We start from the raw sequence: 26,049 nt of genomic DNA, 5'->3' as shown, positions 1-26,049 counted from the left end.
GGGGAGGCTAGATAGCGTTTAAGACAGTTAAACACGTGTGGCGGGGTCAGTAGTCAACAACTACTGACCCCGCCACACATGCTTCGGCACTTTTCCCCTTCGGGTGTTCTATGGAAGAACAAGGCGCGTATCCTCTTTGAAACGCTGACCTTGAAGCTGACCCTGAAGACAGAGCAGGAATGAAAGGGCGCTCTAGAGCAGATCAGCCAACGAAAGGCTTTGCTGTGAGGATCTCGACCTCGATCTCCTTGCCATTTGGGGCCTCGTACGACACTTTGTCGCCCGTCTTATGCCCGGTGACCGCGGCACCCAGAGGAGCCTTCGCAGAGAAGACCTGCACGCCCAAGTCTCCACCAGCGTCACGTGAACCGAGAAGGAACGTCATCTCGCGTCCGCCAACCAGAGCAGTCACAACCATGCCGGGTTCAACGATGCCGTCATCGGCGGGCGTTTCGCCAACCTCTGCTGAAGCGAGCATCTCCTGCAGAGTCTGGATACGCGTTTCGTTCATCGATTGCTCATTGCGTGCAGCGTGGTAGCCACCGTTCTCACGCAGGTCGCCCTCCTGGCGAGCCGCATCGATCAGCTTCGCAATTTCCGGGCGCTTGATTTCAATGCGCTCGGTGAGTTCCTTTTGCAGAAGGTCGTACTGAGCCTGAGTCAGCCACTGAGTGTCGGCCATGAGTTTCCTCCAAAACGATAGCCGGCACGATGGTACCGGCGCTAAGACTCAGTCAGTCTAGCAATGCCAAAGCATTCCTGCCCGAATGCAAAGCAGTCAGGTGAATTCCGGGCGCAAACGTAACGTGCAGATGAGTCGTCCGGCCTCGTCAACGAAGCCGCAGAAATCAGAGAAGAACGGCCAAATACACGGCCACGCAGTGGCATGCCCAAGCGGCAACGGTGAAAGAGTGAAAGATTTCGTGGAACCCGAACCACGTCGGGGAAGGATCTGGACGCTTTGTTGCGTAGACGATTGCGCCCAGCGTGTAGAGAATGCCCCCCGCGACGATCAGCCAGACCACAGCCGGGCCACCAGCGCTCCAGAGCTGAGGGAGGTATGCGACAGCAGTCCATCCCAAAACCACGTAGATTAACGTTGAGAGCCACCGCGGGGCGGTCGGCCAGAAAAGGTTGATGAGGATCCCGATGATGGCGCCAGTCCAGACAATCGACAGCAGAATCGTTGCATCGTGCCTGGTTAGCAGAGCAACCGACAAGGGAGTGTATGTGCCGGCGATCAGAAGGAAAATATTCGAGTGATCAAGCCGTTTCCACACGAGCTCCCAGTTCGGCTTCCAGTAGAAGCGATGATAGAGACCCGAGATGCCAAAAAGAAGAAGAGACGAGGCAAGGTAAACCGCTGATGCCCACTTCGTCGGAGTCGTCGGGGCAAGACAGATCAGCACGATCGATGCCGCTAGCGAGAGTGGGGCTGTAACAAGATGTAACCATCCTCGCAGGTGAGGCTTAATAGCGATCAGTTGGTTTGGAACCCACGACTTCGGATGAAGTGATGCGACCTTCACGATGCCTCCCTAAACGAATGTGAACGCGAATAAATGCGAACCGTGGCTGTCAGCCTCAAGCTGATATCCACATAACCTACGTTACCGTAAGTTAGTGATTGTGCACGAGGTGCGATCCAGCAGATGACCATCTTCCAATGCCTTCGAGGTGTTCGGTTCCAACAATCGTGCTCATCGCGTACCTCCAATGCGCATATGCGTGTAGGTGAGGTCACTTTCACTATGAAAAACGATTACCCTTAACGCAGATCAACGATCGCTAGCGGTTGCCTAATACGGTGTCGCTAGCGGTTAAGGCACTGTTAACGGCTACCGGTAGCTTGAAATAGGAGGGAACATGGCGCGACTAGCTCTGGCCTATGACCTGTATGAGGAACGTCTGCGCAAGCAGCTTCCCCAGTCGGCCATCCCCAGACACATTGGTGTCATTCTTGACGGAAACCGTCGTTGGGCCAAGTCCACCGGCAAACAAGCGTCGCAAGGCCATCGTGCCGGCGCCGAAAAGATCTCCGAATTCCTCGTCTGGGCAGAAGAACTCGGCGTCGAAGTCATCACCTTGTGGATGTTGTCGACCGACAATCTTTCTCGCACATCAGAGGAACTGACCGAACTTCTTGGTATCATCGCCGACGCCGTTGTCCACTTGGCTATGCAAGGAAAATGGCATCTCAACGTCGTTGGAGACTTGGGCCTACTCCCCGAAGACGTAGCAGCGCGGATACGCGCATCGGTTGCATCGACCGAGACCATTCAGGGCATGAAAGTCAACGTTGCCGTCGGCTACGGAGGACGCCACGAAATCACCGAAGCTGTTCGCGCCATCATGCGCGAGGCGTCGGCCCAGGGGAAGAACCTTGACGAAGTCGCGGATTGTCTATCCGATGCGGATATCACTGCTCACCTGTACACGAAAGATCAACCGGACCCCGATTTGGTGATCCGCACGTCCGGCGAGCAACGACTGTCCGGGTTCATGATTTGGCAGTCAGTCCATTCGGAGTACTACTTCTGCGAGGCCTATTGGCCGGACTTTAGGCGCGTGGACTTCCTGCGTGCTCTGCGCTCCTATGCTCAACGTGAACGCAGGCTGGGAAAATAGATCCGCCGGAGTGTGACACCGGTGATGTGAAGCCACCTGTTGCGTAAAGAATATGGGCGATACCTCATGAGGTATCGCCCGTATTTCACGTAGTGCGTCAGTCGATTTCGTGCGACCACGGCGGGTTAGCGCCCGCGCGCGACACGGTCACGTCAGAGACTCGGGAAGCGTGGTCGAGGATCGTTTGGACCTTGTCGGCATTGATCGTTTCAAGGGCAGCGCGTCCCTGAGGACCGCGCAACTGAAGACGCCACATTGCATCCAAAATGCCACCCATGAACGAATCGCCGGCACCAACGGTGTCGACGACCTTGACATCGCCGGGGGTAGCTTCGACGCGGACACCGGACTTCGAAACGGCTAGACCGCCCTTCTTGCCACGAGTGACGATCATCAGCGAAGGCCCAAGGTCAAGCCAACGGGCAATCACATGATCGAGGTCTTCACCATTGGTAAGCCACTCAAGATCCTCGTCGGACACCTTGATGACGTCCGATACTGCGACGAATTTTTCGACGAGGGGCAAGGCTTTTTCTGGCGAGCCCATAACAGCAGGACGAGCGTTCGGGTCGAAGGTGATGAGCGCGTGAGGACGTGCTGCTTTCAAGGCCTCGTACACGGTGTCGGCACCGGGTTGGACGGCCGCTGAAATCGAGCCTGCATGTACGATCAGCGCCTGGTCAGACACGGGGATCGGGCTGGTGGGGTTCCAGTCGAAGTCGAACGTGTAGGTGGCCGCGCCCTTGTCATCAATGGATGCAAAAGCGGTGGTCGTGTGGTGAGCCCCGCGCGATTCGGGGGTGATGACCACGTGGGAAGCGGTGAAATGTTCCTCGATGACCTTGCCACGCGGGTCGTTTGCAAACCACGTGGAGAGCACCGACGGGCGCCCCAGACGCCCAAGGGTCATAGCGACGTTCGCTGGCGAACCGCCGGGGATTTCGCGTGCATCTTCAGGGTGAGAAATGGGCGTAACGATGTCAATGAGCGCTTCGCCGATGGCGAGAATATGAGGCTCGTGAGCAAGATCCATGGCACATCCTTTGTTGGGCGCGCAGACAGGCTACGCGATCTGTACCGATTTTAGTCTGAGCAGGGTTTCAACGTGCCCAATCGATGCTCGCGTGTGGCATCTGTGCGCAGGGCGTTGGTCTGTTGCTCGCCATGAACACCGCGATCGACCCCAAAGCGGATATTCAAGCAAATCCACAAAGGCTCCCAAACGAATCCGATTGCAAGCTCTACCGCGAACCATCATTCGCGCCTGCCAGCTACTGTGGGCGAGCCTCAGCCTTATCCAGACGAGATGCGGCAACATCAAGAATCTGCTTGCAGTGGTTGGCCAATGCTTCCCCGCGCTCCCACTGAGACAGAGTCGTTTCAAGCGGTGCTTGACCCGATTCGAGTTGCTTGACGATCTGCACGAGTTCGTCGCGTGCTTGCTCGTAGGACAATGACTCGACGGGAGCCAGTTCGTTATCCATATGTACCTCCGGGGTATGACAGTCGATGTGAGAGTGAGTGATGTGCAAAGAAAGGAGGACGAGGCCGCGTCCATTTATCCATTCGCTTGGTCTGCCGGGGGCGCGGGCGTAGTTCCCACAACCTGAGCGACCATTCGGCCCGATGCAAGGATGCCTTCGATCAAACTACCTTTTGGTGCGTCAGCAACATTCTTGATGATCACTCCACTGGGAAGCTTCAGAATTGAATATCCCCGGTCGAGTGTTCCCTGCGGGGAAAGAGCAGTGAGTGTTGCCTGCATCCGTCCCAGTGCGGTTGTTTCAGCTGAAAGGCGTCGCTCGACTGCATGTCGCAAACCGGTGAGCGCTTGAGCAAGCCCCGCGCGATGCGTATCGACGACCGCTCCCGGGCTGAGCAGAACCGGGCGAGAAGCGTATGAATCGATGAACTGGCGCTCGCGGCCCAATCGAAGCATGATGGCCCCGCGCATTGTGTCGATTGCTGTTTGAATGTGCGCTTGCTCAGTTGCATAGTCCGGGACGATTCGCTTCGCGGCATCCGTCGGAGTCGACGCCCTGAAGTCGGCGACAAAGTCCAACAGGGGAGCGTCGGCCTCGTGCCCAATCGCCGACACGACCGGAGTGGAAGTTGCTGCGACGGCGCGCAGTAGTCGCTCGTTAGAGAACGGCAAAAGGTCTTCGACGGAGCCACCACCGCGTGCAATGACGATGACATCAATATCGGGCCGTGCGTCCAATTCAGTGAGAGCACTCATGACTTCGGGTACGCAGCGCTCGCCCTGAACGGCGACTTCCCTGATCTCGAAGTCGGCGACGGGCCAGCGGTCTGTGGCATTGACGAGGACATCGTCTTTCGCTTTCGCGTTCGACCCGCAGATCAGGCCGATTCGACCGGGCAGGAAGGGGAGGGGCTTCTTTCGCTCAAGCGCAAAGAGTCCTTCTTTTTGAAGCTGAACGCGCAATTGCTCGATCTGAAGCAGAAGATTGCCTGAGCCCGCGATACGGATTTCTTGTGCGCGCAGATTCAGGGAACCCTTTGATGTCCAAAACTGAGGGGTAACACGCGTGACGATCCGTGCGCCCTCTGTGAAAGCGTCACCAAGTTCTTTCACTATCCCCGGCCATGCGGTGACGGTCATCGAAGTGTCGGTCTCAACATCACGGAGGACGAAGAATGCGATTTTCGAGGTAGCGCGTGGCTTATATTCAACGATCTGGCCTTCGACCCAGAGCGTAGACATACGTTCGACGTAGATTTTGATGTTCTCCGTTAGCTTGCGGAGAGGCCAAGGGTTATCTGCGGTTGTGTCCGCGGCCCGAAGTGCCAGAGGTTGATTCGTCACGCATTCAAGAATGCCACAGACCATGGGTGAATCGAGTTGCAGAAATGTGGAGCTGTACTCAAAGCCCCGTTCAGCGCGCACTCACGACCCAGATGTCGGTAAATTGAGAGCATGAGTGACCTGACGGATGCTTTTCCCGCCATCGATTCGACCTACTCCGCTTCTTCAAAGGAATCGGGAGAGGAGACCGGTCGCATCTACTTGGCCGCACCACGTGGGTACTGCGCCGGAGTGGACAGGGCTGTTGATGTCGTTGAAAAGGCCTTGGACCTTTATGGTGCGCCGGTTTATGTGCGTAAAGAGATCGTGCACAACAAATACGTCGTTGAGTCACTGACGAAGCGTGGCGCGGTTTTCGTCCAAGAGACTGACGAGGTCCCCGAAGGGGCTCGCGTCGTCTTCAGTGCACACGGTGTTTCGCCACAAGTACGTGATGGAGCTGAACGTCGTCAGCTTGCCACGATCGATGCGACGTGCCCGTTGGTGACCAAGGTTCACCGCGAGGCCGTGCGTTTCGCGAAGGAAGATTACGACATCATTCTGGTCGGGCATCAGGGGCACGAAGAGGTCGAAGGTACCTTCGGTGAAGCCCCTTCGCATATTCAGGTCGTGGGAACACCCGACGAGGTCGCAAACGTTGAGGTTCGTGATCCTGACCGTGTCGTGTGGATTTCACAGACCACGCTGTCCGTTGACGAGACGCGCGAAACGGTTGACCGCCTGCGTCAGCGTTTCCCCAATCTGATTGACCCTCCGTCGGACGACATTTGCTACGCGACCCAAAACCGTCAGGTTGCCGTTAAGACGATTGCCCCGAAGGTTGACGTCATGGTGGTTGTCGGTTCGGCGAACTCCTCGAACTCGGTGCGCCTTGTCGAGGTCGCTCTTGAAGCCGGTGCCGGTGCAGCGTATCGCGTGGATAAGGCTGAAGAACTGCAGGAAGCCTGGTTTGAAGGCGCTCAGACGGTCGGTCTGACCTCGGGTGCTTCCGTGCCTGAGATCCTGGTTCGCGATGTTATTGAGTGGTTGCAACCTCGTGGGTTCCCCACGGTTGACGTTGTTCGAACTGAAACGGAAACGATCACCTTCGCGTTGCCTCGTAATTTGCGAACGGAACTGGAAGCGAAGGGCTTAGTCGACGCGCGCCCGCACGCACCGCGCAAGGCTGGCCCTGATCACACCAGCTGATACTCCACACGATGGCACGCTGACCTAGAATGGTGAGCGTGTCTCTTACTATCGGAATCGCAGGACTGCCCAACGTCGGCAAGTCGACCCTGTTCAATGCTCTGACTCGTGCCACCGTTCTGGCGGCGAACTACCCGTTCGCAACCATCGAACCGAACGTTGGCGTTGTGCCTTTGCCGGATCCTCGTCTGAAGGTACTGGCGGATATCTTCCATTCAGAGAAGATCATTCCCGCGACGGTTTCCTTCGTTGATATTGCAGGTATCGTCCGAGGTGCGTCTGAGGGTGAAGGCCTGGGCAACCAGTTCCTCGCGAATATTCGCGAGGCCGACGCGATCTGTCAGGTGACTCGCGCATTCTTAGACCCCGATGTCGTGCACGTTGACGGCAAGGTTGATCCTGCTTCCGACATTGAGACGATCCAGACCGAGCTGATTCTTGCCGACATCCAGACGCTGGAAAAGCAGATCCCGCGCCTCGAAAAAGAGGTGCGAGGCAAGAAGACCGAAGCGATCGTCCTTGAAACAGCCAAGGCAGCTCTTGAAATCCTCGAACGTGGCGAGCTCCTGTCGGGTCCTGCGGGTGCTGACCTAGATCCCGATGTGCTGAAATCGTTCCAGCTGATGACCACGAAGCCGTTCATTTTCGTGTTCAACATGGACGCGAAGGGGATGGAAGACGAGGCTCTGCAAGCATCGTTGCGCGAGCTGGTCGCTCCGGCTGATGCCATCTTCCTTGATGCTCAGTTCGAAGCCGAACTGGTTGAGCTTGATGAAGATGATGCGCGCGAGATGCTGGAAGAATCCGGACAGAGCGAAGCCGGCTTGGATAAACTCGCACGCGTTGGTTTTGAAACTCTTGGCTTGCAGACCTATCTGACGGCTGGTCCGAAGGAATCACGCGCGTGGACGATCCATCGCGGTGATACTGCTCCGCAAGCTGCCGGGGTTATTCACACGGACTTCCAGAAGGGCTTCATTAAAGCTGAGATCGTGTCCTATGACGACCTGATCAAATACGGTGGCATGCAGGAAGCCCGTGCGGCCGGCAAGGTCCGCATGGAAGGCAAGGATTACGTGATGGCTGACGGCGACGTGGTGGAGTTTCGTTTCAATGTAACCTGAGGCGCGCTAGTGTTAGCGGCATGACAACACGTGCTGCTATTTACCTCCGTATCTCGCTCGATGCTGCCATGGACGGCCTCGCCATCGACCGGCAGCGCCAGGACTGCGAAGCCCTTGCCGAGCAACGCGGCTGGGACGTCGTGCATACCTACGTCGATCAGTCGATCTCCGCGTCGAAGAAGGACGTGGACCGCCCCGACTACGACGCGATGGTGGCGTCCTTTGAGCGCGGCGAGATCGACGCGATCATTTGCTGGGACCTCGACCGCCTCACACGGCAGCCCTGGCAGCTCGAAGAGTGGATCGACAGGGCAGAGGAGCAGGGGCTGAAACTCGTCACTGCGAACGGTGATGCTGACCTTGCCACCGACGGCGGCAGAATGTACGCGCGCATCAAAGCAGCCGTGGCACGCGGCGAGATCGAGCGAAAGAGCATGCGCCAGTCTCGTGCGCAACAGCAACGCGCCGAGCAGGGCCGCTGGTACTCCGGCGGTGTGCGCCCTATCGGCTACACCTCCACCGGCGAGATCATTCCATCCGAAGCCGCCGCCGTGCTCGGTATGTTCCGCGCTGTCGAGAGGGGCAACTCCATGCGCGACATTGCGCGCGCCTTATCTGGGGTCGATCAACCGGGCTTGCCGGATATCCCGACCACGCCGCGCCATATGTACACCGTGGTCACAGAGCGCAACGCTCGACGCCGCGCTGAAGGCCAGGAAGAAAAGCCGGTTCCCGACGCGCAGCCGTGGGCCTACACGTCGTTGCACTCGATCCTGCGCAACCCCGTGTATGCGGGTTACTCCACTTATAAGAAGGCCAAGCGCAAAGGCGTGAAGAACAAATACCGCCGTGTCACGCATATCGTCCGCGACCCCGATACCGGCGAGCCGGTGAAAGGGCAGTGGGAGCCGATCGTCACACCCGATCTGTGGTGGCGCGTGCAGAACGTGCTCGATGATCCCGACCGGCTGACCAACAAGGAGCGGCGTAATACTCGCCGCCATCTTGGCTCGGGTCTGTATGTCTGCGACGAGTGTGGCAATCCCGTGCGCACGCATGCCGACCGCTACCGCTGCGCCGCCTGTGGCTTAGTGCGCACGCATAGCGTCGATGATTTTGTGCTCGCCGTGATCCGCGCCCGCCTTGGTCGTGACGACCTAGCAGACCTGTTGCCGACTGCGGATGACGACGAGGTCGACGCCATCGACGACGAACTCGCTGAGCTTCGCGCAAAGCTCGCCCGCGTCCAGGCTGACTACGACGAGGAGCTTATCGAGGCCCGTGACCTCAAGCGCGCGCGAAACCGTTATGAGCCGCAGATCGAGAAACTCGAAACGCGCCGTGCCCGCCTTGCTGGCGCATCGGCGCTGCTCGACACAACCGGCTACGCCTCGCCCGTGGACGCCTTCGACAACGCAGAGCTTGCCGTGCAGCGCCGTGTCATCAACACCCTGTGCCAGGTGCGCCTGCGCCGTGGCGTGCGCGGAAGCAAGACCTTTAACCCCGAATCAGTCCAGATCGTGTGGAACTAGGTTGCAGTGTGTGACACGTCAACAATCGCGCGCATGTGCTGCGACGCGCGACGCTCCTACGAAGGAACGCCACGGAGCCGGCAGTTCGGGGGAGATCTGCCTTCGTGTATCGGGGGTGACACTGCTCAACCGTGGCGTTCGGGGAAAGTATTACACGACTGTTTCCACCCCGCATGTCGAGCGCCGAAAGCAAGAACCCGGGTTGTACGGTAGCGGTAATTTGCGTTTTTGTTACACGCCGCGTTTCACGCAACGATCCCGGGCGGCTTCGCATCCTGCCATGTGTACATCGTTACATCTCAGGGGCGAGATGTGGAGGATCGGCCAGACTTGGATAGGGAGTGCCCGCATGGCAAACGAGCGGATTACAGAAGACTTAGTCGATGAAAAGCTCCGCAACCTCGGATATTACGAGGATGCAGAGAAGATCATCGTTGAGAAGCAGCAATCCGCCATTGAGCTGGTTCGCAAGTCTTTGTCGAAGGCGTCGAAAACTGGCGGCGGCGGTGGTGGTTTCCCGGAGTTCATCATCACTGCCCCCGACACCCCCGACATGATCGTGGTTATCGAGTGCAAGGCAGAGACACGTTGGCACGAGTCGGAAAATCGTGATCGCCCTAAAGACTTCGCGGTTGACGGTGTTCTGCACTACGCAAGTTTTCTGACACACAAATACACCGTGATCTCGATTGCAGTCTCGGGCACGCCTGCACATAGTGAATGGTCCTTCTTTGTCACCACCAAAGGAGAGAAGGAAGCACGCCCGCTTAAGGCCCCGAGCGGTGCAGCGATTACCGAACTTGTCAGCCTTGATGACCTCATTACCGCCGCATCGTTCGATCCTTCTGTTCAGGCAAAGCGAACAAAAGACCTCATTTCGTTCTCTCAGGAAATGCACGCTTTCATGAGGGATGAAGCGGAGCTAGAAGAGAAAGAGAAGCCTCTCGCCGTCGCGGGTAGCCTAATCGCGCTCAACGACCCTGTCTTTGCAAAGACCTACGAAGCATATGGTGCGAAAGACTTGCCCGACTTCTGGATGCAAACGATCCAGAAAGTCATCGGGTCTGCGCAAATCCCGTTCGCCAAGATAACGAACATGACCCAGCCGTTTACTGGCATCCAAGTGCACCCAGAGCTGGGTAAAGCTACCAAAGCCTATCCGCAGGGCTTGTTACACGAAATCGTGACCCTGCTTGCGGAGAAGGTGCTGCCCTTTATCACCGTTTATCACGACTTCGACGTTGTGGGAGCTTTCTACGGTGAGTTCCTGAAGTACACAGGCGGTGACGGCAAAGGGTTGGGGATTGTACTCACGCCGAAGCACATCACTGAGCTGTTTAGCCTGCTTGCCAACGTCGATAAGGACAGCATCGTGCTTGACACCTGCGCTGGTACTGGAGGCTTCCTAATCTCGGCAATGAACCAGATGGTCCGTACTGCGATCACGCAAGACGAGATTGAGTCGATCAAGAAAAACCAACTGATCGGCGTCGAACAAAACCCGAGCATGTACGCCCTAGCGGCTTCAAACATGATCCTGCGCGGTGACGGGAAGGCCAACCTCTACCAAGGGTCTTGTTTTGACACCGCCATCACCAAAGGCGTCAAGTCCCACAAAGCGACAGTTGGTTTGATTAACCCGCCTTACGCCAAAACTAAGGAAGACCTGCACGAGCTGCGATTCGTGGAACACATGCTTGATTGTCTCACTCCCGGGGCGATCGGTATTGCCATTGTCCCTATCTCGTGCGCAACTGCGCCTAGCATCCGCAAGCGCAGCCTCCTGAAGAACCACACACTGGAAGCAGTCATGTCAATGCCACCGGAAGTCTTTTACCCGGTTGGTGTCGTCACTTGTGTGATGGTGTTTACTGCACACATTCCACATGAAAGATCTGACCGGAAAAGCTGGTTTGGTTATTGGCGCGAAGACGGGTTCGTCAAAATTAAGAATCTCGGCCGCGTCGATCGAAATGGAACCTGGCCAGAGATACGCGACCACTGGGTTGAGATGTTCCGTAATCGAGAAGTCAAGCCTGGTGAATCTGTCATGCAAAAGGTGGATGCCGAGGATGAATGGGTCGCGGAAGCTTACATGGAAACGGACTACTCGACTCTTACCCAGTCGGACTTCGAGAAGGTCCTTCTCGACTACGCACTGTTCACCTTGCGCGGGGTCGATATCGAAGAAGGCGGGGACGCGTGACTCGCCAACCTTTAGGTGACCTATTTCATGTTGAGTACGGAAACAAACTCGACATGAACAAGATGACACCAACCGATCCACGGACAGGCATCGCATTTGTAGGACGAGTGGGTGGCCTGAACGGAAAATCAGGTGTCTCCGGGTACGTCGAGGCACTACCTGACCTGACCCCTTATCCCACAGGTTTAATCACAGTTGCCCTCGGAGGGTCGCGACTGCTGTCTTCCTATGTTCAGCAGCGCCCGTTCTATACAGCTCAGAACGTGGCAGTCCTTCGTCCAAAGCGAGACACCATGAGTCTCAACGAGCGTCTCTTCTACGCGATGTGTATTCGCAAGAACGCCTTTCGTTATAGCGCTTTCGGAAGGGAAGCAAACCGCACTCTAGCGACTATTGAGGTTCCCACCGAGATACCCGATTGGGTCGAAATTAGTGAGGTTCCGACTCATGAGGGGCTTCGGGCAGCTACAGGCGATCCCGTGGCTTTGACCGACCCCAGTGGCTGGTGCGATTTCCCGATAGAACAGCTATTTGAGATCAAGAAGGGTAAGCGAGTCACCAAAGCAAATAGGCAACCGGGAACAACACGTTTCATAGGTGCTTCGGACAGTAACAATGGGATTACCGATTGGAGCGCGCTTGAACCACTCTTCCCCGCAGGGACCATCACAGTTCCCTACAACGGATCGGTTGGTTATTCCTTCTACCAGGATCAACCGTACTTCGCCTCAGACGACATTCAGGTGTTAATCCCTAAACAAGAAGTGTCCTACTGGGCAATGCTGTTCATCTCAACCATGATTCGTCACGAGAAAGACCGATTCACGTATGGGTATAAGTGGAATTTGGCTCGAATGAGGAAGATGACACTTCGGTTGCCAGCTGCACCAACCGGGAAGCCTGACTGGGATTACATGGAAGGCTTTATGCAAGGATTACCGTTTTCTGCCGCGATCACTGGTGAGGTGGGTGTCTAACGCTCATCGGTTACGCCTACGTTCCAACCTCCAAGCAGAGACAGTAGCTCGACACTCAGCGTGACCTTCTTGTCCAGCGCACCCGTGAGGGCGTGGCGCACGCCCGCGCCCAGGGCAGGGTCGCCGGCCCCAAACCGAAGCTCGACCAAGAACAAGCCCAGATCGCCAAGGAGCTTATTGAGGGCGGCAAGTCCGTCAGTGCAGTAGCCAGGACATTCAACGTCTCGCGGCCGACGATCTATCGCGCTCTCAAGCGCATCGAAGCCGACGCCTAAGCACAGGCTGCGTCGCTAGCGCTCGCACCCGGCGAGAAGGCACCAGGCTGCGCTAGCGACGCCCGGCGCACAAAGGCACTGTACTGCTGGGATACGCCTGCGACCGGCAGAGCCGGGCCGAATTCGGGATTGACCACATACACCCCGTATTCGTGCAAAGGAGCACTGCCATGTCCACTCATTCCCACACGCTTGCATCCCACGGTGAGATCCTCGCGAACCTCCCCGGCATCCTCGGCTTCTACCCGAACAACTCGCTGATCCTCGCGTTCTTCGTCGACGACGAGGGTGTCGACACCGTCCGCCTCGGCCCGGTCGCACGGTTCGACCTGGACGAGGCCGTGGAGAAGCTCACCGAGAGCCGCGAGCGGTTCGCAGCGTGGGTCCACCACCTCGAACTCGACGCTGTTATCGCGTACATGATCAGCGATGACATTGCGCAACCGGTCTTCGACGAGACGGCCACGTACCTCACCAGCGGGGCAGTGCACCTACCGCCGCTGCTCGGGGTGGTGCAGGTGCCCGAAATCGTCACCGGGGCCGCGTGGTGGTCTGTGTACCAGCATCCGCTCATCGACGAGCCACGCCACGGCGTTGTCGGCGAGGTCGCCGCATCGGCGGCGCTTCAGCAGATGCTAGAGCACACCGGAGAGCTGCCGGAGCCGAGCAAAGACGACATCGAAGCACGGTTGAACAGCACCGATCACGGCATCGACGCTGCCGAGCACGCCGACATCATCGAAGACGCGCTGGCGTATATCCCGCCCATGTTCGCGGACGTGCTGCAGCGTGAATACGAGCAGGCGGCGGCAGGGATCACCCAGCCGAGCACTCGTGCTGTTCGGTCTGCGCTGAAATGCTTCACCACGCCGCGCTTGCGAGACACGCTGCTCGCAGCGCTGCTCGATGAGCCGCAGGCTGGCCTTGCGTTCATAGAGCAGGTTATGCGCGCTGTCCCGACCAGCTGGCCGGGGATGCGGGCGCAGCTCACCGCCACTGTTGCCGTGCTCGCTCACGCCACAGGCCAGCCGGGACTAGCTGGCGTGGCTGCGCAGCGAGCCACCGAGATCGGACCAGACGAGAATTTCCCGTCTCTGGTGGCCAAGCTGACCGACATTGGCCAGGGCGAGCGGATGGTCGAACTCGTTCGTGAGGGCGCTGAGAAGACCCGCACGATCTTGTTCACCGAGTAACACCACACACCCCGTTGCAGCGATGCAACGGGGTTTCTTTTTCTCGCGGGGCCGTGGCCAGCAGAGATGCACACCTAGCGGGGCGGGGGAGAACCCCCTAGACAGCAGAGCTGTCTCCAACAGACGGATTGACCATCCATCCGAACAAGGAGGCACCTGATGCGCGACATCACCCACACCGACCTGGAACTGCTCTACCAGCTCGCCGACGGCATCGACGGCGAGGACGCCGATCCGGGCGCAGCACAAGAACTGCGCGACCTAGAGGCGGCAGGCACACCGCTGCCCTGGGCAGTGCTGTAACGACAGCTCAACCCCCGCAGCGGCAAAGCCGCTGCTTAAGTACCCAAATTGCACGGCAAATCACACCCACTCACGTAAGGAGAACCATCATGTCCAACCCCTTCAACAACGGCACCATCGTCGGCAACGCAGCTCGCGCACCCAAGCTGTTCGAGCACGCAAACGGCGGCGCGACGGTGAAGCTCAGCGTCTATGCGCGCAACACCTTCAAGAACAAGTCCACCGGCAAGGTGGAAAGCGAGATCGTGGAGCTGACCGGCTACGTCCAGGACGCCGCGAACCCCGGTGTGTTCGGCTGCATCGGCTCCGGCGATCGCGTTGCGGTGAGCTACTCGCTCAAGACCGACGTCTACACCGACAAGGACGGTGTGAAGCAGTACCCGCTGGTGGCGCGCATCGACACGGTGCAGCTGATCGATTCCAAGAAGGAGTCCGCTGCTCGCGCTGCCCGTCGCGGAGGCGAGGCGGCGACCGCCGCCCTGGCTGGCGCTGAGGGCGAAGAAGTACCGTTCTAACTACGAAACCCCGCAGGGAAACCTGCGGGGTTATTTTTTCAACCATTTCACACGCCAATTTGCTGCGAATCACTTGTGCAGTTTTACGGTGCAGTGGTGCGGTGCTTTTACTGGCGTTTCTGCTGCGCAACTCACTGCACTATGTAGTGTCTGTGACATTTCATTAACACGTAGGTTGCACTGTGTATTGGGCACCCATTTCATCGACACGTTTACTGCGCAATCAAATGCCCTGTCACTTTAATGACATGTGAATTGGGCAGTGAAGTGGTTTGTCATCCTATTGACACCTTTACTACGCAACAGAATGACAACGACATTCTGTCGGCCCTTCTACGGACATCTCTTCTGCGCAGCACATGCCCCGTCGTACACACCGACGTGCTGCGCACTATCTCCGCCACTCAACAGGCCAATTCACTGCGCAACGTAGTGACACCGGCCCCGCCTAGCCGAGATTTCTTCGATTTTCGCTGAATATCAGCCGTTTACCCGCCGCCAATGACCTACGACGCCGACGGCCCCCTGTTAGGCCCGCAGAAGGCCGTACAGGGCAGGGGAGAGCAGTGCTACAACTCCATACCGCCATCACGATCACGCTGCTGTTGCTGCTGGCGGCGCTTCTCGATGCGCTCGCGTGCACGCTGCTGCGCCCCGCCCTTCTTGCCTGAGGTCTGCGACTGCCTGAACAGCGTGTAACGCTCAAGCAACTCTGGGCTGCGATGCAGTTCTTGCACCAGGAACTTCTTATCCAAGTGCTCCAACTGTTGTCCTGACTTCACCGCTTCTTCGATGATGATGGCGGCTTCATCTTCGGCGTCCGTGTGCGCGTTGCGGCGGATCTGATCAGCCTCATCGCGGGCATCCTTGCGCGTTACTGCAGCGTCGCGTGTGGCCTCGTCGCGGATGCTCGTGGCCTCATCTCGTGCTTTGCTGCGGATCGTCTCGGCGTCGCGCTCAGCCTGCTTACGGGCCTCGTCGGTCTTGCGAGTGATCGTCTCTGCTTCGCTGCGAGCTGCGGCTGTAATATCGCCCGCCTTGGCCCGCGCAGTCTCTTCGGCTCGTTCGAGCAGCTCGTCTGCTTGCGCTTCGGCCAGGCCCATGGTCTGTTCGGCGTCCTGCTCGGCTTTCTCGCGTGATTCACGAAGTACGCGCTCAGCAACAGCGCGGGCCTGTTCTTCGGCGTGCTGCAGCACACTTTGCGCTTTCTCGTTGGCTTCTTGGGCCTGTTCAAGTTCTTCTGCCGCCTGCTCGCGGTCACGCTCAGTCGCGTCCATGTCTCGCTGTACCGAACGGTGCTTGAGTTCCACTTCGTTCTCTCGGTTCGCGAGATCACGCTCCCGATCTTGCTGCTCGGTGTAGCGGTCGAGGTTCAGCGACTCGTCGTGTCGTTCAGAGACTTCCAGCTCGACCGGATAACCCAACGAGTGCATGTGTTCACGAAGCCCTCGCTGTGCATCGATGAACTTCTGGTTACCCGAGATCTGCTTGCCCTTCTTCGGGCCGGATGTGTACCGCACTGAGGTGTCAGTGTTGTACGCGATGCCGGGGCGGCAACGGAGCTTGTCGGGATCTTCGGGCTTCGGTGAGAACGTATCCGCCTGGAACTGGATGTGTGGCGTTGATTCGTCGAAGTTCATGTTCCCGCCGGCGACTGCGTCGATACCGCCGGGAATGAAGTTCTCGGCGAGCCAACGCATTGACTCTTCGGGGTACTTCTTTGCTTCTTCGTAGTCGCGGGCGACATAGCGCGGACGTTTCACTTCGCGCCCGTCCACCTCACTGGTGTAGTAGTCGGGGATCTCCTTGCACATCGACTTCGGCAGATACACGACGAACAGCGACGTCTCGAAACTGTTCTTCTGCACGCGCACTCCGTCCATCCGAGGCGTCTACGGCCGCCACAGGGCCGTACAGCCGCTGCAACAAAGATGAACCAATCGAGTCGCGGCGCTTAAGAGTTTGCATCAACAGCTGCCGCTGGATCTGCCGCAGCGCTCACGCTCTGCGAAACACACGTCGCTGGCGATGTCCGTTACATGCGCTGTCGCGCATATGGCCGCCGCGAGCGTGATGCATCTGTACCGATAGTGTGCTTGTAGCACGGGCCGATATGGAGTGTGTTATTCGACCCGTGTCTCAACACCCGCAGCAGCATCAACACCGCCTGGCGGCGGATGGCTCGCTGCGGGATTTGGAACACCCTGCAATGACCGCCTGACGGCGGTATCACTGTGCAGGGTGTGGCTGTGCGCACCACGTTAACGATGTCGGTCTTGCCGTGCGGTTAGACACCTTACACTCGCAAGCTCGCTGCAGGTGTCTCGATGACGCGGGAAGACGCCGCAAGCGGCGTTTCCACCCGTCATCGGCCCTTACTTTAAGACCGACATACAACGGACGTAGCCGCATGTGGTGCGCACAGCGTGGCGACCTGCAGGTTTTGCGTAGGCACCATGTGCGCTTCGCGCATCAACGGGCCGTTTCGGGTAAGGGTCAAAGACCGCATAAAGACCCGAAACACGCAGGTCGCAGCCCCCTTCTGTGTCAAAACCCCTATATATTTGTCGTTATAGGGGTAGAAGGGGGAAAAGGGCATAAGGGGGTGCGACGCCTCCGCTGCGCTCCGGCGCTCGGCATAGCCGAGGCACTGCACCGGGTATTACTACTCGCTGGCGCTCGCATAACCCGGTGCCCGGCGCTGGCGCGCCGCCCCTCATAGCCCCAGACTCAGACCTCGCTCGCTCGGTCTGGCTGGGTCTACCTTTCCCTCCGCTGCGCTCCGGTCAAGGTGCCCAATAGTGCAGCTGGCGCTGCACCTTGTGTGATGACCCATGCTTCGCATTACGACACTGCCGGCAATCCGATATATCTTGTCGATATACATTCGGATATGCCAGCATCGATGTGTCGTGGTTGGGTCATCACGAAACGCTCCATCACGGCAAGCCTGCCGAGATGGATATTGGCGTTTCTACCGACGCGGCATGATGCGGCATGCGCCGCATATCATCTGCCGTCGCGGTTACAACTTCAGCAACATGACTGTTGCTGAAATCTGCTTTGTCCGCGCTGCTGCTTTTTCTGCGCCCACAGCCCCGTCTTCGGCATATCTGACGTCCACACGAGACTATGCCGGCCGGGACCGCGCATGACAGCAGCGCGACATACCGCCAGCCATGTGGCGGATGATCCAGGCGACGGGGCAGACGTGTATATGCCCCGTCGCCGACACCGGCGCAAGCATCGTGACAGTGTCACGTGTAGCGGTGCCGCAGCCACCCGCACACACGCGAAAACCCCGCCCTTGCGAGCGGGGTGTGTGGCGACATCAAACGTGACGGCTGTACGTCGTCACGCCGCGTGGCCGTACACACATGAGGTGATTGCGTGTACGGCTAAAGGGTTAGTCGGGTACAACTTCTAGATGCCGCTTCGGCTTACTGCCCTCGGTGCTCTCAGGCGTGTCGCCGTCACCGTTCTCAGGTGTATCGCTGTCCCCTTCGGTGCTGGCGGACTTGTCACCGTCCCCTTCGGTGCTGGCGGACTTGTCACCGTCCCCTTCGGTGCTGGCGGACTTGTCACCGTCGAGATTCACCTCGAACTCTTCGGCATACTTGCGCAACTGCGCAAGGCGCTCCTTTGTCGCTTTGTGTGCACGGCGCGCCTCGTTCACGGTATCTTTTGCTTGCTGCTCATCGCGCAGCGCTGCTGCGTAATCGTCTCTGAAAGACATGGTTTGTTCTCCTTGGTTGAATGAACTGTTTATTTGGACTCGGGGCACGACGGTGGAGCGCGCGTGTGTAGTAGCACGGCCATCACCCATCAGCCCTCGCACTCAGTTCAAGACCCAGCCTGACTAGCTGAGCTAAGCGGCGGGATCTCGTCGTAGGTGGGTTTGTCCGCACTAGTGCTTCACACCGCCCAGCACCGTGACGAGCTGCTGGCGCTGCTCGTCGGTGAGCTGGGGCGCTGCATCCACGACGGCATCGACGAAGCCGTCGAATAACTGCGGGGCAGGGCGGCGTGCGGCCGCGAGGTAGGCATCGAGATCGTCTTGGCGAATGCGATAGGCGGTGCCGAAACGGTGGAATGAAAGACGGCCCTCTTTGATAGCTTTTCGCAACGTGGACTCAGAGCCGACACCGAGATCGGTGAGTTCTTGCAGCGTGTAAAAGCGTGGCGCGACAGCGGTAGTCGTGTCCTTTTCGGACATAGAAAAACGCTCCTGGGCAGATTGATCTGTCCCGGAGCGGGGTGCTTTACCGGCTTGCTATTCAGGCGGCTCGGAGTGCCGTGCTCAACTCGCTAGAACGGTGGTCTGCCGTCCCATTGCTTTACGGGAGCGCTCACTCCCTACCTGACCGCTTTTGTGGTTGGCAATGCCGTTGCCAACCGATCTATCTCGTCGGAGGAACCGCGCCTATCACGGTCGAGAGGCTATCTCTTTATGAATTATCCTCGGGGTTATCCCCCGTATGCGGCTGGCTAGACCAGAAACGAATTAAAACGCCACATACGGTCTAGGGGCCATCGTACGGAACTTATGCGTCGCGCACAATAGCCTGAGACCTGAACTTTACAAATAGAACCGAGAACGTCTCTACGCGTCACGTGGCACGGCCGGGGTGTTGTTGCGTGGCGTCACGGTGATACGCAAGGGGCGCGCCTTTTTGTGACCTGTGACACGTCTGTAGTGTGCTCGTTTCGTAGTTTTGGTGTCGTTTCGTAATTTGCCGATCAAAATACGAAAAAATTACGAAACGCTCTACCTGCGGTTTCGTAGAACTACGAAAATCGAAAAACCAAATTACGAAACACGCGATAACGCTGTGACCTGCATAGACACGTCACATTTCGGCGGTGTTTCGTAATTTTGCGGTATTTCGACCCAAACCTTTTAAGAGAGAGACACAGACACGCATTGCAGGCACATGTCTACGACACAGAGCGTCCTCGTTGAGGGCACGCTGCAGGGGTTGCAGCTATGTGACACGGGACACAATCGCAATCAAGGTGTCTCTTCTTATTTAGATTTTCTTCAAAAAGTGGAAAAATTACGAAACGAAAACCATTTACGCTGCTCAACGTATGTTTTTGTGTTTCGTAGTTTTGTTCTTTTCGTTTACGAGATTACGAAATGACCCGCAAATACCTACCGTGACCTGCGGTGATGTGTTTCGTATTTTTCTGCGTAATTTCACGTCGCCCGAAGTAGACACCCTGCCGTGTGCTTGCTGCAGGGCTGCGGCCGTCCCTCCATGTGGAGCGTCAGTGTCGATGCTGTAACTTAAACGTACATACAGTTGTGGCGCTCTCGTTACGTGTCTGTGCATTGCCGAGCTCTTTACTGTTGTGTGTGGGCGCGCAGCCGTAGTGTCCGTGCCACTCCGAGTAGGGCGCGTCGTACCCCAAACCCATGTTCAATTAAATTCCAATCCAGAGAGGTCTTGCACTGTTGCGGTGCGGTTGTCTTCTTTCTCACCGTATTGGACCCTGCGAAATTAATTGGATACGATAGGCCCATGTTGATTTCAGGTTCCGTTTTCATGCGGCCGCTCACCAGCCGCTAAGGCGGTTTTCTCCCTCCCGCAGGTTAGAAACCGCTCCGGTCCTTTAGCCGGGCGGCCATTTGCCATGCCCGGCTCCGTTTCAACTCCACGGAGCACACCTGATGTCTACATACGGATACGGCCGTCACGAACATGGCCAAAATTTTCTCACAGACCACAAGATCATCAACTCCATCGTCGATCTTGTAAAACAAACCTCCGGCCCCATCATTGAGATCGGGCCAGGAAGCGGTGCCCTCACTCACCCGATATCCCACTTGGGGAGGGCAATAACGGCAGTTGAGGTAGACGCAAAACTAGCTGCCAAACTCACAAAAAAGACCGCCTCGGCGTCGGTCGAAGTGGTCCATGATGATTTCCTCAACTTCCCGTTACCCGCCACTCCCTGCGTCATTGTGGGAAACATTCCCTTTCACCTCACCACTGCCATTCTTCGAAAGTTGTTGCATGCGCCGGCATGGACTGCCGCTGTACTCCTCATGCAGTGGGAAGTCGCTCGCCGCCGGGCCGGGGTAGGTGCAAGCACGATGATGACAGCTCAGTGGTCCCCATGGTTCACGTTTCACCTTGGTTCCCGAGTACCAAGGTCTGCTTTCCGGCCACAGCCAAACGTTGACGGGGGGATCTTAGTGATCCGCCGGGTGGGTGACCCGAAGATCCCGATAGAGCAACGCAAAGCCTTTCAGGCGATGGTGCACACCGTTTTCACCGCCCGGGGACGCGGGATAGGGGAAATTCTCCGAAGGGCAGGGTTGTTTTCATCACGTTCAGAGACACAATCATGGTTGCGCTCGCGAGGAATCGACCCCGCAACCCTACCTCCCAGATTGCACACCAGCGACTGGATCGATCTCTTCCAGGTGACTGGTTCCTCTTCACCGCGCCATCGGCCCATTTCACAATCGGGAAGTAGTCAACGCCCTCCTCAACGGAAAAATCGAGGCCGGCGGCGGTAATCCCCCCACCACCAAAACCGAAATCCACCAGTAGTAGTGAACGACCCATGTTCGTCTACCGTGAGCCGCGTTATGGCAGTGACGTGTTCTCGTCGGGCACAGTCATAGTTCCCGGCGTTGCCAGCGACAGGGTTCTACACCCAGCAGCGGGACCGATCAAAATCACCCGCACGGGGAACGACCCTGCTGGTGGTTTCGATTTTGATGAAAGCGAGGAGACATAGCCCCTCGCCAACTCCCCGTAGCTGGCGAACAGTAGCTCCTGGCGCTGGCGCTCGTTGGTGAGTTTGCGTGCCACATCGAAAGCCTTATCGACTTCCCGGTCCAAGTTGTTGTGAGCCTTGAGCAGAATTGGGTCCATCGATAACGGGTTGTAGTGCTCCGCGAGTGACCGCTGGGGGTGCCGCTCGCGTGCCCGCAGCACCAACTGTCCAGCGTCGATGATTCGCTGCTGCGCCTTCTCATCTAGTTCACACAGAGCTGGTCCGCAGTTGTAACTCCCGATGTACTCCGAAAAACGGAAAAAATAAATAGTGGGGATACATCAACCTTCCACTTTCCATTCTTCCGGCTCAGAGTATTGAGGGGTCTGGGACCGGGTCCGTAAACCCTTTATGTTTTTCGCGCACAGCGGTTTTTAGCGACGCACCCTATAGGTTTTCCGCAGAACCTATATGTGTTTCTGTGCACCCCCATATGTTGTCTGTTTCTAGCGGTATTTCGTTGTACTTTGCGCATCGAATAGTTATTTATCGACGACACTCCGTGGAGTTCAGGTTCAACGTCTGAACCTCTGGCCAAGTTCCGAACGGGGCTTACATCAAAGAAGTAGAATAGAGGCTGTGACGTTCGTCTCGTGCGAAACGTGGTTGACCTCCGCTTCAACGTTGAGCGGGGTGCCCTACCCATTGCAGTTTTCTGCTGCTCGGTCTGATACTTGAAGCATGACGATGTGGAAAGTGTCTGATGACTGGTTTGATCGACACACAACCCAAGACCTGGCATACCGAGTCCGGGTGCGTGTCATAACGCCGAAAGCGCTGGACTCCGCGTGGGCGCGCATTGTTGAAGAGCACGGTTCTGATGCCGAGGGTGTTGTGCCAATCGGCGGGGCTGCGCTCATCCGGGTCAACGACTGCGAGGCTGAGGCCATCAGCGGGGGAGAAGACGCCCTGGACTCTCTTGAGTGGGCGGTCAACGATGTTCTCGGTGAGGCCCTCAAGGGGGCCGAGGTGCTCGTTGTAAGCGAAGAGCGTTCCCTCGTCATCGACTAGGGAACGCTCTTCGGCTACTTCTGAAATCAGCGGTTGCTGGCCCTGCCTCTGCATCGGCGGTTGATTCAGCTGCTCATTGTCAGGTGAATTATGTGATTCGTCGGGATACGGCGGAATGGGCATATGGACTGTTCTCCTCAGCAAGGACGGTATTCGCTGATTCTCTCCGGTTAAGAGGCTCTTCAGAGTTAAGTGTGGGGTGAAGTGTCGAGTCCGCCGATGATGAGGAGCATTCGGAGACGGTAGTGCTCGAAGTTCCGGAACCCTCTGGCGGTGTGGCGACCGAGCTCGATGATCCCGTTTCGTTATCAGTTTTTAGGTGGTGGTCATACCACATGAGATATGAACGCTGGGGATTTGATCCGCAACTGGTTCAAGATGTCCCACCCGTGCGTCCCTCAGTTCTGAAGACCAGAAGAATACAGGCTTTGTGCACGGATCGTTTGAAGAAAAATCCTTGGAGAAGCGCAGTGATGGTCCGGGGATGTCGATCGGCGAGGTCGATGATGAACTCGCTGGGGTAGTCCTGAGTTCAGTGGCTGGCCAGTTCACTGTAGGTCCGCCAGCCCTAGCACCGACGTTGCCTCGCGGTCCCGCGTGAGCGACTTCTCTCAACGCCAAATAGGGGACGAGGCCACACAATCCGGCGTTCTGCCCGTAAAAACCAGGGGGTTAGGCCTCTTCGTCCTCAGCGCGCAGGCGCGGAACCGACACCATTTCGGGGTTCACGCCCACCTTGTCAGCGTAGAACTCGCGGATGGCCTCCATGTCAGCGCGCACGTCGCCGGTCAGGGTGATGTTATGACCCCATCCGAAAGTCATTGTCTTCTTATCGACAAACCCGAGCTGAACAGGCAGGTGAGCGCCCGTCGCAATGCGGTAGAAACCTGACTTCCAGTAGTCGCGCGGGGACCTCGTACCCTTCGGGGTGAGCACGATGGTGAACTCATCTACGGCGTTCGACTGCTCCACAATCTGCCCAACGACGCCGTGTGCACCGCTGCGATCGATCGCACGTCCGCCGATCCACGTGACGAACCTACCGAATATGGGGACCTTCACCACGGAGTCTTTGACGAGGAACGTGAACTCGCGGTTAATCGACCAGAATGCGAGCGCCATGAAAACGCCATCCCAGTTGGACGTGTGAGGTGCGCCGATGACCATGACTTTTTCAGGCAGTGGTTCGGCGGACAGAGTCCAACGCGAGAACTTCATGTACGTGCGGGCGATGAGCGGGCGTATTCGCACGGTGTCCCTCTCGGTGGTGGGTGCTTCGGGGTGGTTGGGTGGTGTTCGACAATGATGGGCGACGAGGCGCATCATGCGGTCGTACTTCCTGTCTATAACGGTAGTACGACGGCTCGCGAGCGTGCATGAGCGTCCCACATGACGTGGTGAACGTCGCAGGTATGGGTAGGGGAATGTCAGCGTTCAGCCGATATTCTGGTTTCAGCTATTTTTGTGGGTCGAATGCGTATCCACCGGCCATGTTCGCACTGACTGATTCAGGTGTTGCTGGCCAATTTGTTGTTGAGGAGTTCATCTATGCCAACCCGCTCTGACCTGCGTAATGTCGCAATCGTGGCGCACGTTGACCACGGTAAGACAACCCTGGTCGACGCGATGCTCTGGCAGTCCGGCGCTTTTTCTGACCGTGACACCGTCGAGAAGACGGGCGAGCGCGTCATGGACTCGGGCGATCTTGAACGCGAAAAGGGCATTACGATCCTCGCGAAGAACACGGCTGTCCACTACCGTGGTCCAGCCGCTCAGAAGCTCGGTCTTAAAGACGGCGTCACCATTAACGTTATTGATACCCCCGGTCACGCTGACTTCGGTGGTGAGGTTGAACGTGGTCTGTCCATGGTTGACGGTGTTGTCCTGATGGTCGATGCTTCCGAGGGGCCGCTTCCTCAGACTCGCTTTGTTCTACGTAAGGCTCTGCAGGCACAGCTCCCGGTTGTTGTCGTTGTGAATAAGGTTGACCGCCCGGACTCGCGTATCGAAGAGGTTGTTTCTGAAACGACCGACCTTCTACTGTCGCTGGGTGAAGATCTGCTGAATGACGGTATTGAAACCGATGTTGATTCTCTGCTCGATGTGCCCGTTATTTACGCGTCCGCCAAGGCTGGCGTGTGCTCGCTGGAAAACCCCGGTGACGGTCAGCTTCCGACCGAGGATCTCGAGCCCCTGTTTGAAACGATTCTGAACCGTATCCCCGGCCCGGAATACGAAGAGGACGTTCCGCTTCAGGCACACGTGACGAACCTTGACGCATCGCCGTTCCTGGGTCGTCTTGCTCTGCTTCGTATCCACAATGGCACGCTGACCAAGGGTGCGAATGTGGGTCTTGCCCGCCATGACGGCACCATTCGTTCCGTGCGTATCACCGAACTGCTACGCACTGAAGGCCTGGAGCGCGTTTCTGCTGAGACTGCTGGCCCCGGCGACATCGTCGCTGTTGCTGGTATTGAAGACATCATGATCGGCGAATCGCTGGTCGACCTTGAAGATCCTCGTCCTCTGCCGTTGATCACCGTTGATGATCCGGCGATCTCGATGACGATCGGTATCAACACTTCGCCGATGGCTGGTCGTGTCAAGGGCGCGAAGGTCACCGCACGTCAGGTCAAGGATCGTCTTGACCGCGAGCTGGTGGGTAACGTGTCCCTGAAGGTTCTGCCAACCGAGCGTCCCGATGCGTGGGAGGTTCAGGGGCGCGGGGAGCTGGCTCTTGCCATCTTGGTCGAGCAGATGCGTCGCGAAGGCTTCGAACTGACCGTCGGTAAGCCTCAGGTTGTCACGAAGGACATTGAAGGTGTTCGCAGCGAGCCGATGGAACGTATGACCATCGACATTCCCGAAGAGTACCTCGGCTCCGTTACACAGCTGATGGCAGCTCGTAAGGGTCGCATGGAAACCATGTCGAACCACGGCTCGGGCTGGATCCGCCTGGAGTTTGTTGTTCCGGCGCGCGGTCTGATCGGCTTCCGCACCCGCTTCCTCACTGAAACGCGCGGTACCGGTATCGCATCGTCGATCGCTGACGGCTACGCCCCGTGGCAGGGTGCCATCGAGCAGCGTCTGACCGGCTCGCTGGTTGCTGACCGTGCGGGCCAGGCAACTCCGTATGCGATGACGAACCTGCAGGAACGCGGTTCCTTCATCGTTGAGCCTTCTTCCGAGGTTTACGAAGGCCAGGTTGTTGGTGAAAACCCGCGTGGCGAAGATATGGACGTCAACATCTGCCGTGAGAAGAAGCAGACGAACACGCGTTCAGCTACCGCTGATGTGTACGAATCGCTGACTCCGTCGCGCAAGTTGACTCTTGAAGAGTCGCTTGAATTCGCGGCTAGCGACGAATGCGTCGAGGTCACGCCTGAAGCGGTTCGCGTCCGCAAGGTCGTCTTGGATGCACAGGAACGTTTCAAGATCGCGGCACGTGAGCGTCGCGCAGCGAAGTGAGTGGCACGCC

25 protein-coding genes are annotated in these 26,049 nt (G+C 57.6%); 15 read left to right on the top strand and 10 right to left on the bottom strand.

Annotated features, from left to right (window positions below):
- Window positions 1-202: 202 nt before the first annotated feature.
- Together greA and trhA are read right to left on the bottom strand one after the other, a co-directional pair.
- A complete protein-coding gene (gene greA, locus PG731_RS02995; protein WP_179369847.1) occupies window positions 203-682 on the bottom strand; it encodes a transcription elongation factor GreA in 480 nt (159 codons plus the stop codon).
- 166 nt (window positions 683-848) lie between these two features.
- Window positions 849-1,529: a PAQR family membrane homeostasis protein TrhA gene (gene trhA / locus PG731_RS02990; RefSeq protein WP_270772085.1), complete on the bottom strand. Its 681-nt coding sequence runs from the start codon at window positions 1,527-1,529 to the stop codon at window positions 849-851.
- A 337-nt stretch (window positions 1,530-1,866) separates the two neighbouring features.
- Here trhA and PG731_RS02985 point away from each other — a divergent pair, with 337 nt between their 5' ends.
- Window positions 1,867-2,628 carry an isoprenyl transferase gene (locus tag PG731_RS02985; RefSeq protein ID WP_270772083.1) on the top strand — a complete coding sequence of 254 codons (762 nt, stop codon included), beginning with the start codon at window positions 1,867-1,869 and terminating at the stop codon, window positions 2,626-2,628.
- A 97-nt stretch (window positions 2,629-2,725) separates the two neighbouring features.
- Here the strand turns inward: PG731_RS02985 and PG731_RS02980 are convergent, their stop codons facing one another.
- From PG731_RS02980 to xseA, 3 genes are all read right to left on the bottom strand, one after another.
- Complete coding sequence (locus PG731_RS02980; protein ID WP_270772082.1) at window positions 2,726-3,661, bottom strand: carbohydrate kinase family protein; 936 nt, start codon at window positions 3,659-3,661, stop codon at window positions 2,726-2,728.
- Between the two features lie 238 nt (window positions 3,662-3,899).
- Window positions 3,900-4,112: an exodeoxyribonuclease VII small subunit gene (locus tag PG731_RS02975; protein WP_101627557.1), complete on the bottom strand. Its 213-nt coding sequence runs from the start codon at window positions 4,110-4,112 to the stop codon at window positions 3,900-3,902.
- Between the two features lie 74 nt (window positions 4,113-4,186).
- The gene (xseA, locus tag PG731_RS02970; protein ID WP_270772079.1) at window positions 4,187-5,479 is read right to left on the bottom strand and encodes an exodeoxyribonuclease VII large subunit; all 1,293 of its coding nucleotides are present in this window, start codon (window positions 5,477-5,479) and stop codon (window positions 4,187-4,189) included.
- Between the two features lie 87 nt (window positions 5,480-5,566).
- Between xseA and PG731_RS02965 the strand changes: the two genes are divergently transcribed.
- The 9 genes from PG731_RS02965 to PG731_RS02925 all read left to right on the top strand — a co-directional run bounded on the left by PG731_RS02965 (window position 5,567) and on the right by PG731_RS02925 (window position 14,768).
- Complete coding sequence (locus PG731_RS02965) at window positions 5,567-6,643, top strand: 4-hydroxy-3-methylbut-2-enyl diphosphate reductase (protein ID WP_270772076.1); 1,077 nt, start codon at window positions 5,567-5,569, stop codon at window positions 6,641-6,643.
- Window positions 6,644-6,681: 38 nt separating this feature from the next.
- Entirely contained in the window at window positions 6,682-7,767 is a 1,086-nt protein-coding gene (gene ychF / locus PG731_RS02960; RefSeq protein WP_270772074.1) for a redox-regulated ATPase YchF, read from the top strand.
- 20 nt (window positions 7,768-7,787) lie between these two features.
- Window positions 7,788-9,299 (top strand): recombinase family protein, encoded by a 1,512-nt coding sequence (locus tag PG731_RS02955; protein WP_058237073.1) that lies wholly within the window; start codon window positions 7,788-7,790, stop codon window positions 9,297-9,299.
- A gap of 349 nt (window positions 9,300-9,648) precedes the next feature.
- On the top strand, window positions 9,649-11,505 hold the full coding sequence (locus PG731_RS02950; protein ID WP_024058955.1) for an HsdM family class I SAM-dependent methyltransferase: 1,857 nt from the start codon (window positions 9,649-9,651) through the stop codon (window positions 11,503-11,505).
- A complete protein-coding gene (locus PG731_RS02945) occupies window positions 11,502-12,482 on the top strand; it encodes a restriction endonuclease subunit S (protein WP_022865465.1) in 981 nt (326 codons plus the stop codon). The genes PG731_RS02950 and PG731_RS02945 overlap by 4 nt, the downstream gene beginning before the upstream one ends.
- 92 nt (window positions 12,483-12,574) lie before the next feature.
- Window positions 12,575-12,757 (top strand): helix-turn-helix domain-containing protein, encoded by a 183-nt coding sequence (locus PG731_RS02940; protein ID WP_022865466.1) that lies wholly within the window; start codon window positions 12,575-12,577, stop codon window positions 12,755-12,757.
- 170 nt (window positions 12,758-12,927) lie between these two features.
- Complete coding sequence (locus PG731_RS02935) at window positions 12,928-13,950, top strand: DUF4192 domain-containing protein (protein ID WP_270772067.1); 1,023 nt, start codon at window positions 12,928-12,930, stop codon at window positions 13,948-13,950.
- A 159-nt stretch (window positions 13,951-14,109) separates the two neighbouring features.
- Window positions 14,110-14,253: a hypothetical protein gene (locus PG731_RS02930; protein ID WP_016456431.1), complete on the top strand. Its 144-nt coding sequence runs from the start codon at window positions 14,110-14,112 to the stop codon at window positions 14,251-14,253.
- Between the two features lie 89 nt (window positions 14,254-14,342).
- Window positions 14,343-14,768, top strand: coding sequence for a single-stranded DNA-binding protein (locus PG731_RS02925; protein WP_016456430.1), 426 nt, complete (start codon window positions 14,343-14,345; stop codon window positions 14,766-14,768).
- A gap of 569 nt (window positions 14,769-15,337) precedes the next feature.
- Here the strand turns inward: PG731_RS02925 and PG731_RS02920 are convergent.
- From PG731_RS02920 to PG731_RS02910, 3 genes are all read right to left on the bottom strand, one after another.
- Window positions 15,338-16,636, bottom strand: coding sequence for a hypothetical protein (locus PG731_RS02920; RefSeq protein ID WP_270772056.1), 1,299 nt, complete (start codon window positions 16,634-16,636; stop codon window positions 15,338-15,340).
- Between the two features lie 1,538 nt (window positions 16,637-18,174).
- Window positions 18,175-18,504, bottom strand: coding sequence for a hypothetical protein (locus PG731_RS02915; RefSeq protein ID WP_095545702.1), 330 nt, complete (start codon window positions 18,502-18,504; stop codon window positions 18,175-18,177).
- 171 nt (window positions 18,505-18,675) lie between these two features.
- Entirely contained in the window at window positions 18,676-18,984 is a 309-nt protein-coding gene (locus tag PG731_RS02910) for a helix-turn-helix domain-containing protein (RefSeq protein WP_270772053.1), read from the bottom strand.
- Between the two features lie 1,458 nt (window positions 18,985-20,442).
- Between PG731_RS02910 and erm the strand changes: the two genes are divergently transcribed.
- Window positions 20,443-21,297, top strand: coding sequence for a 23S ribosomal RNA methyltransferase Erm (erm, locus tag PG731_RS02905; protein WP_016456425.1), 855 nt, complete (start codon window positions 20,443-20,445; stop codon window positions 21,295-21,297).
- Window positions 21,298-21,367: 70 nt separating this feature from the next.
- On the opposite strand, the gene PG731_RS09155 is transcribed toward erm, so the two are convergent.
- The gene (locus tag PG731_RS09155) at window positions 21,368-21,775 is read right to left on the bottom strand and encodes a type IIL restriction-modification enzyme MmeI (RefSeq protein WP_425319843.1); all 408 of its coding nucleotides are present in this window, start codon (window positions 21,773-21,775) and stop codon (window positions 21,368-21,370) included.
- A gap of 466 nt (window positions 21,776-22,241) precedes the next feature.
- Between PG731_RS09155 and PG731_RS02900 the strand changes: the two genes are divergently transcribed.
- Together PG731_RS02900 and PG731_RS02895 are read left to right on the top strand one after the other, a co-directional pair.
- Window positions 22,242-22,571, top strand: a complete 330-nt coding sequence (locus PG731_RS02900; RefSeq protein ID WP_101627554.1) for an XRE family transcriptional regulator — start codon at window positions 22,242-22,244, stop codon at window positions 22,569-22,571.
- A gap of 457 nt (window positions 22,572-23,028) precedes the next feature.
- Entirely contained in the window at window positions 23,029-23,172 is a 144-nt protein-coding gene (locus PG731_RS02895) for a hypothetical protein (RefSeq protein WP_270772030.1), read from the top strand.
- 71 nt (window positions 23,173-23,243) lie between these two features.
- Here the strand turns inward: PG731_RS02895 and PG731_RS02890 are convergent, their stop codons facing one another.
- Complete coding sequence (locus PG731_RS02890; protein ID WP_270772028.1) at window positions 23,244-23,822, bottom strand: 1-acyl-sn-glycerol-3-phosphate acyltransferase; 579 nt, start codon at window positions 23,820-23,822, stop codon at window positions 23,244-23,246.
- Window positions 23,823-23,947: 125 nt separating this feature from the next.
- Between PG731_RS02890 and PG731_RS02885 the strand changes: the two genes are divergently transcribed.
- A complete protein-coding gene (locus tag PG731_RS02885) occupies window positions 23,948-24,136 on the top strand; it encodes a hypothetical protein (protein WP_270772027.1) in 189 nt (62 codons plus the stop codon).
- Window positions 24,120-26,039, top strand: coding sequence for a translational GTPase TypA (gene typA, locus PG731_RS02880; protein WP_270772024.1), 1,920 nt, complete (start codon window positions 24,120-24,122; stop codon window positions 26,037-26,039). Before PG731_RS02885 ends, typA begins: the two co-directional genes overlap by 17 nt.
- The last annotated feature ends 10 nt before the right edge of the window (window positions 26,040-26,049 follow it).

The organism is Pauljensenia sp. OF14-1SRA (assembly GCF_027694595.1).
Taxonomy (GTDB): domain Bacteria; phylum Actinomycetota; class Actinomycetes; order Actinomycetales; family Actinomycetaceae; genus Pauljensenia; species Pauljensenia turicensis_B.
Note: the sequence above shows the minus strand (reverse complement) of the source record. Positions and strands in the feature narration are given on the sequence as shown.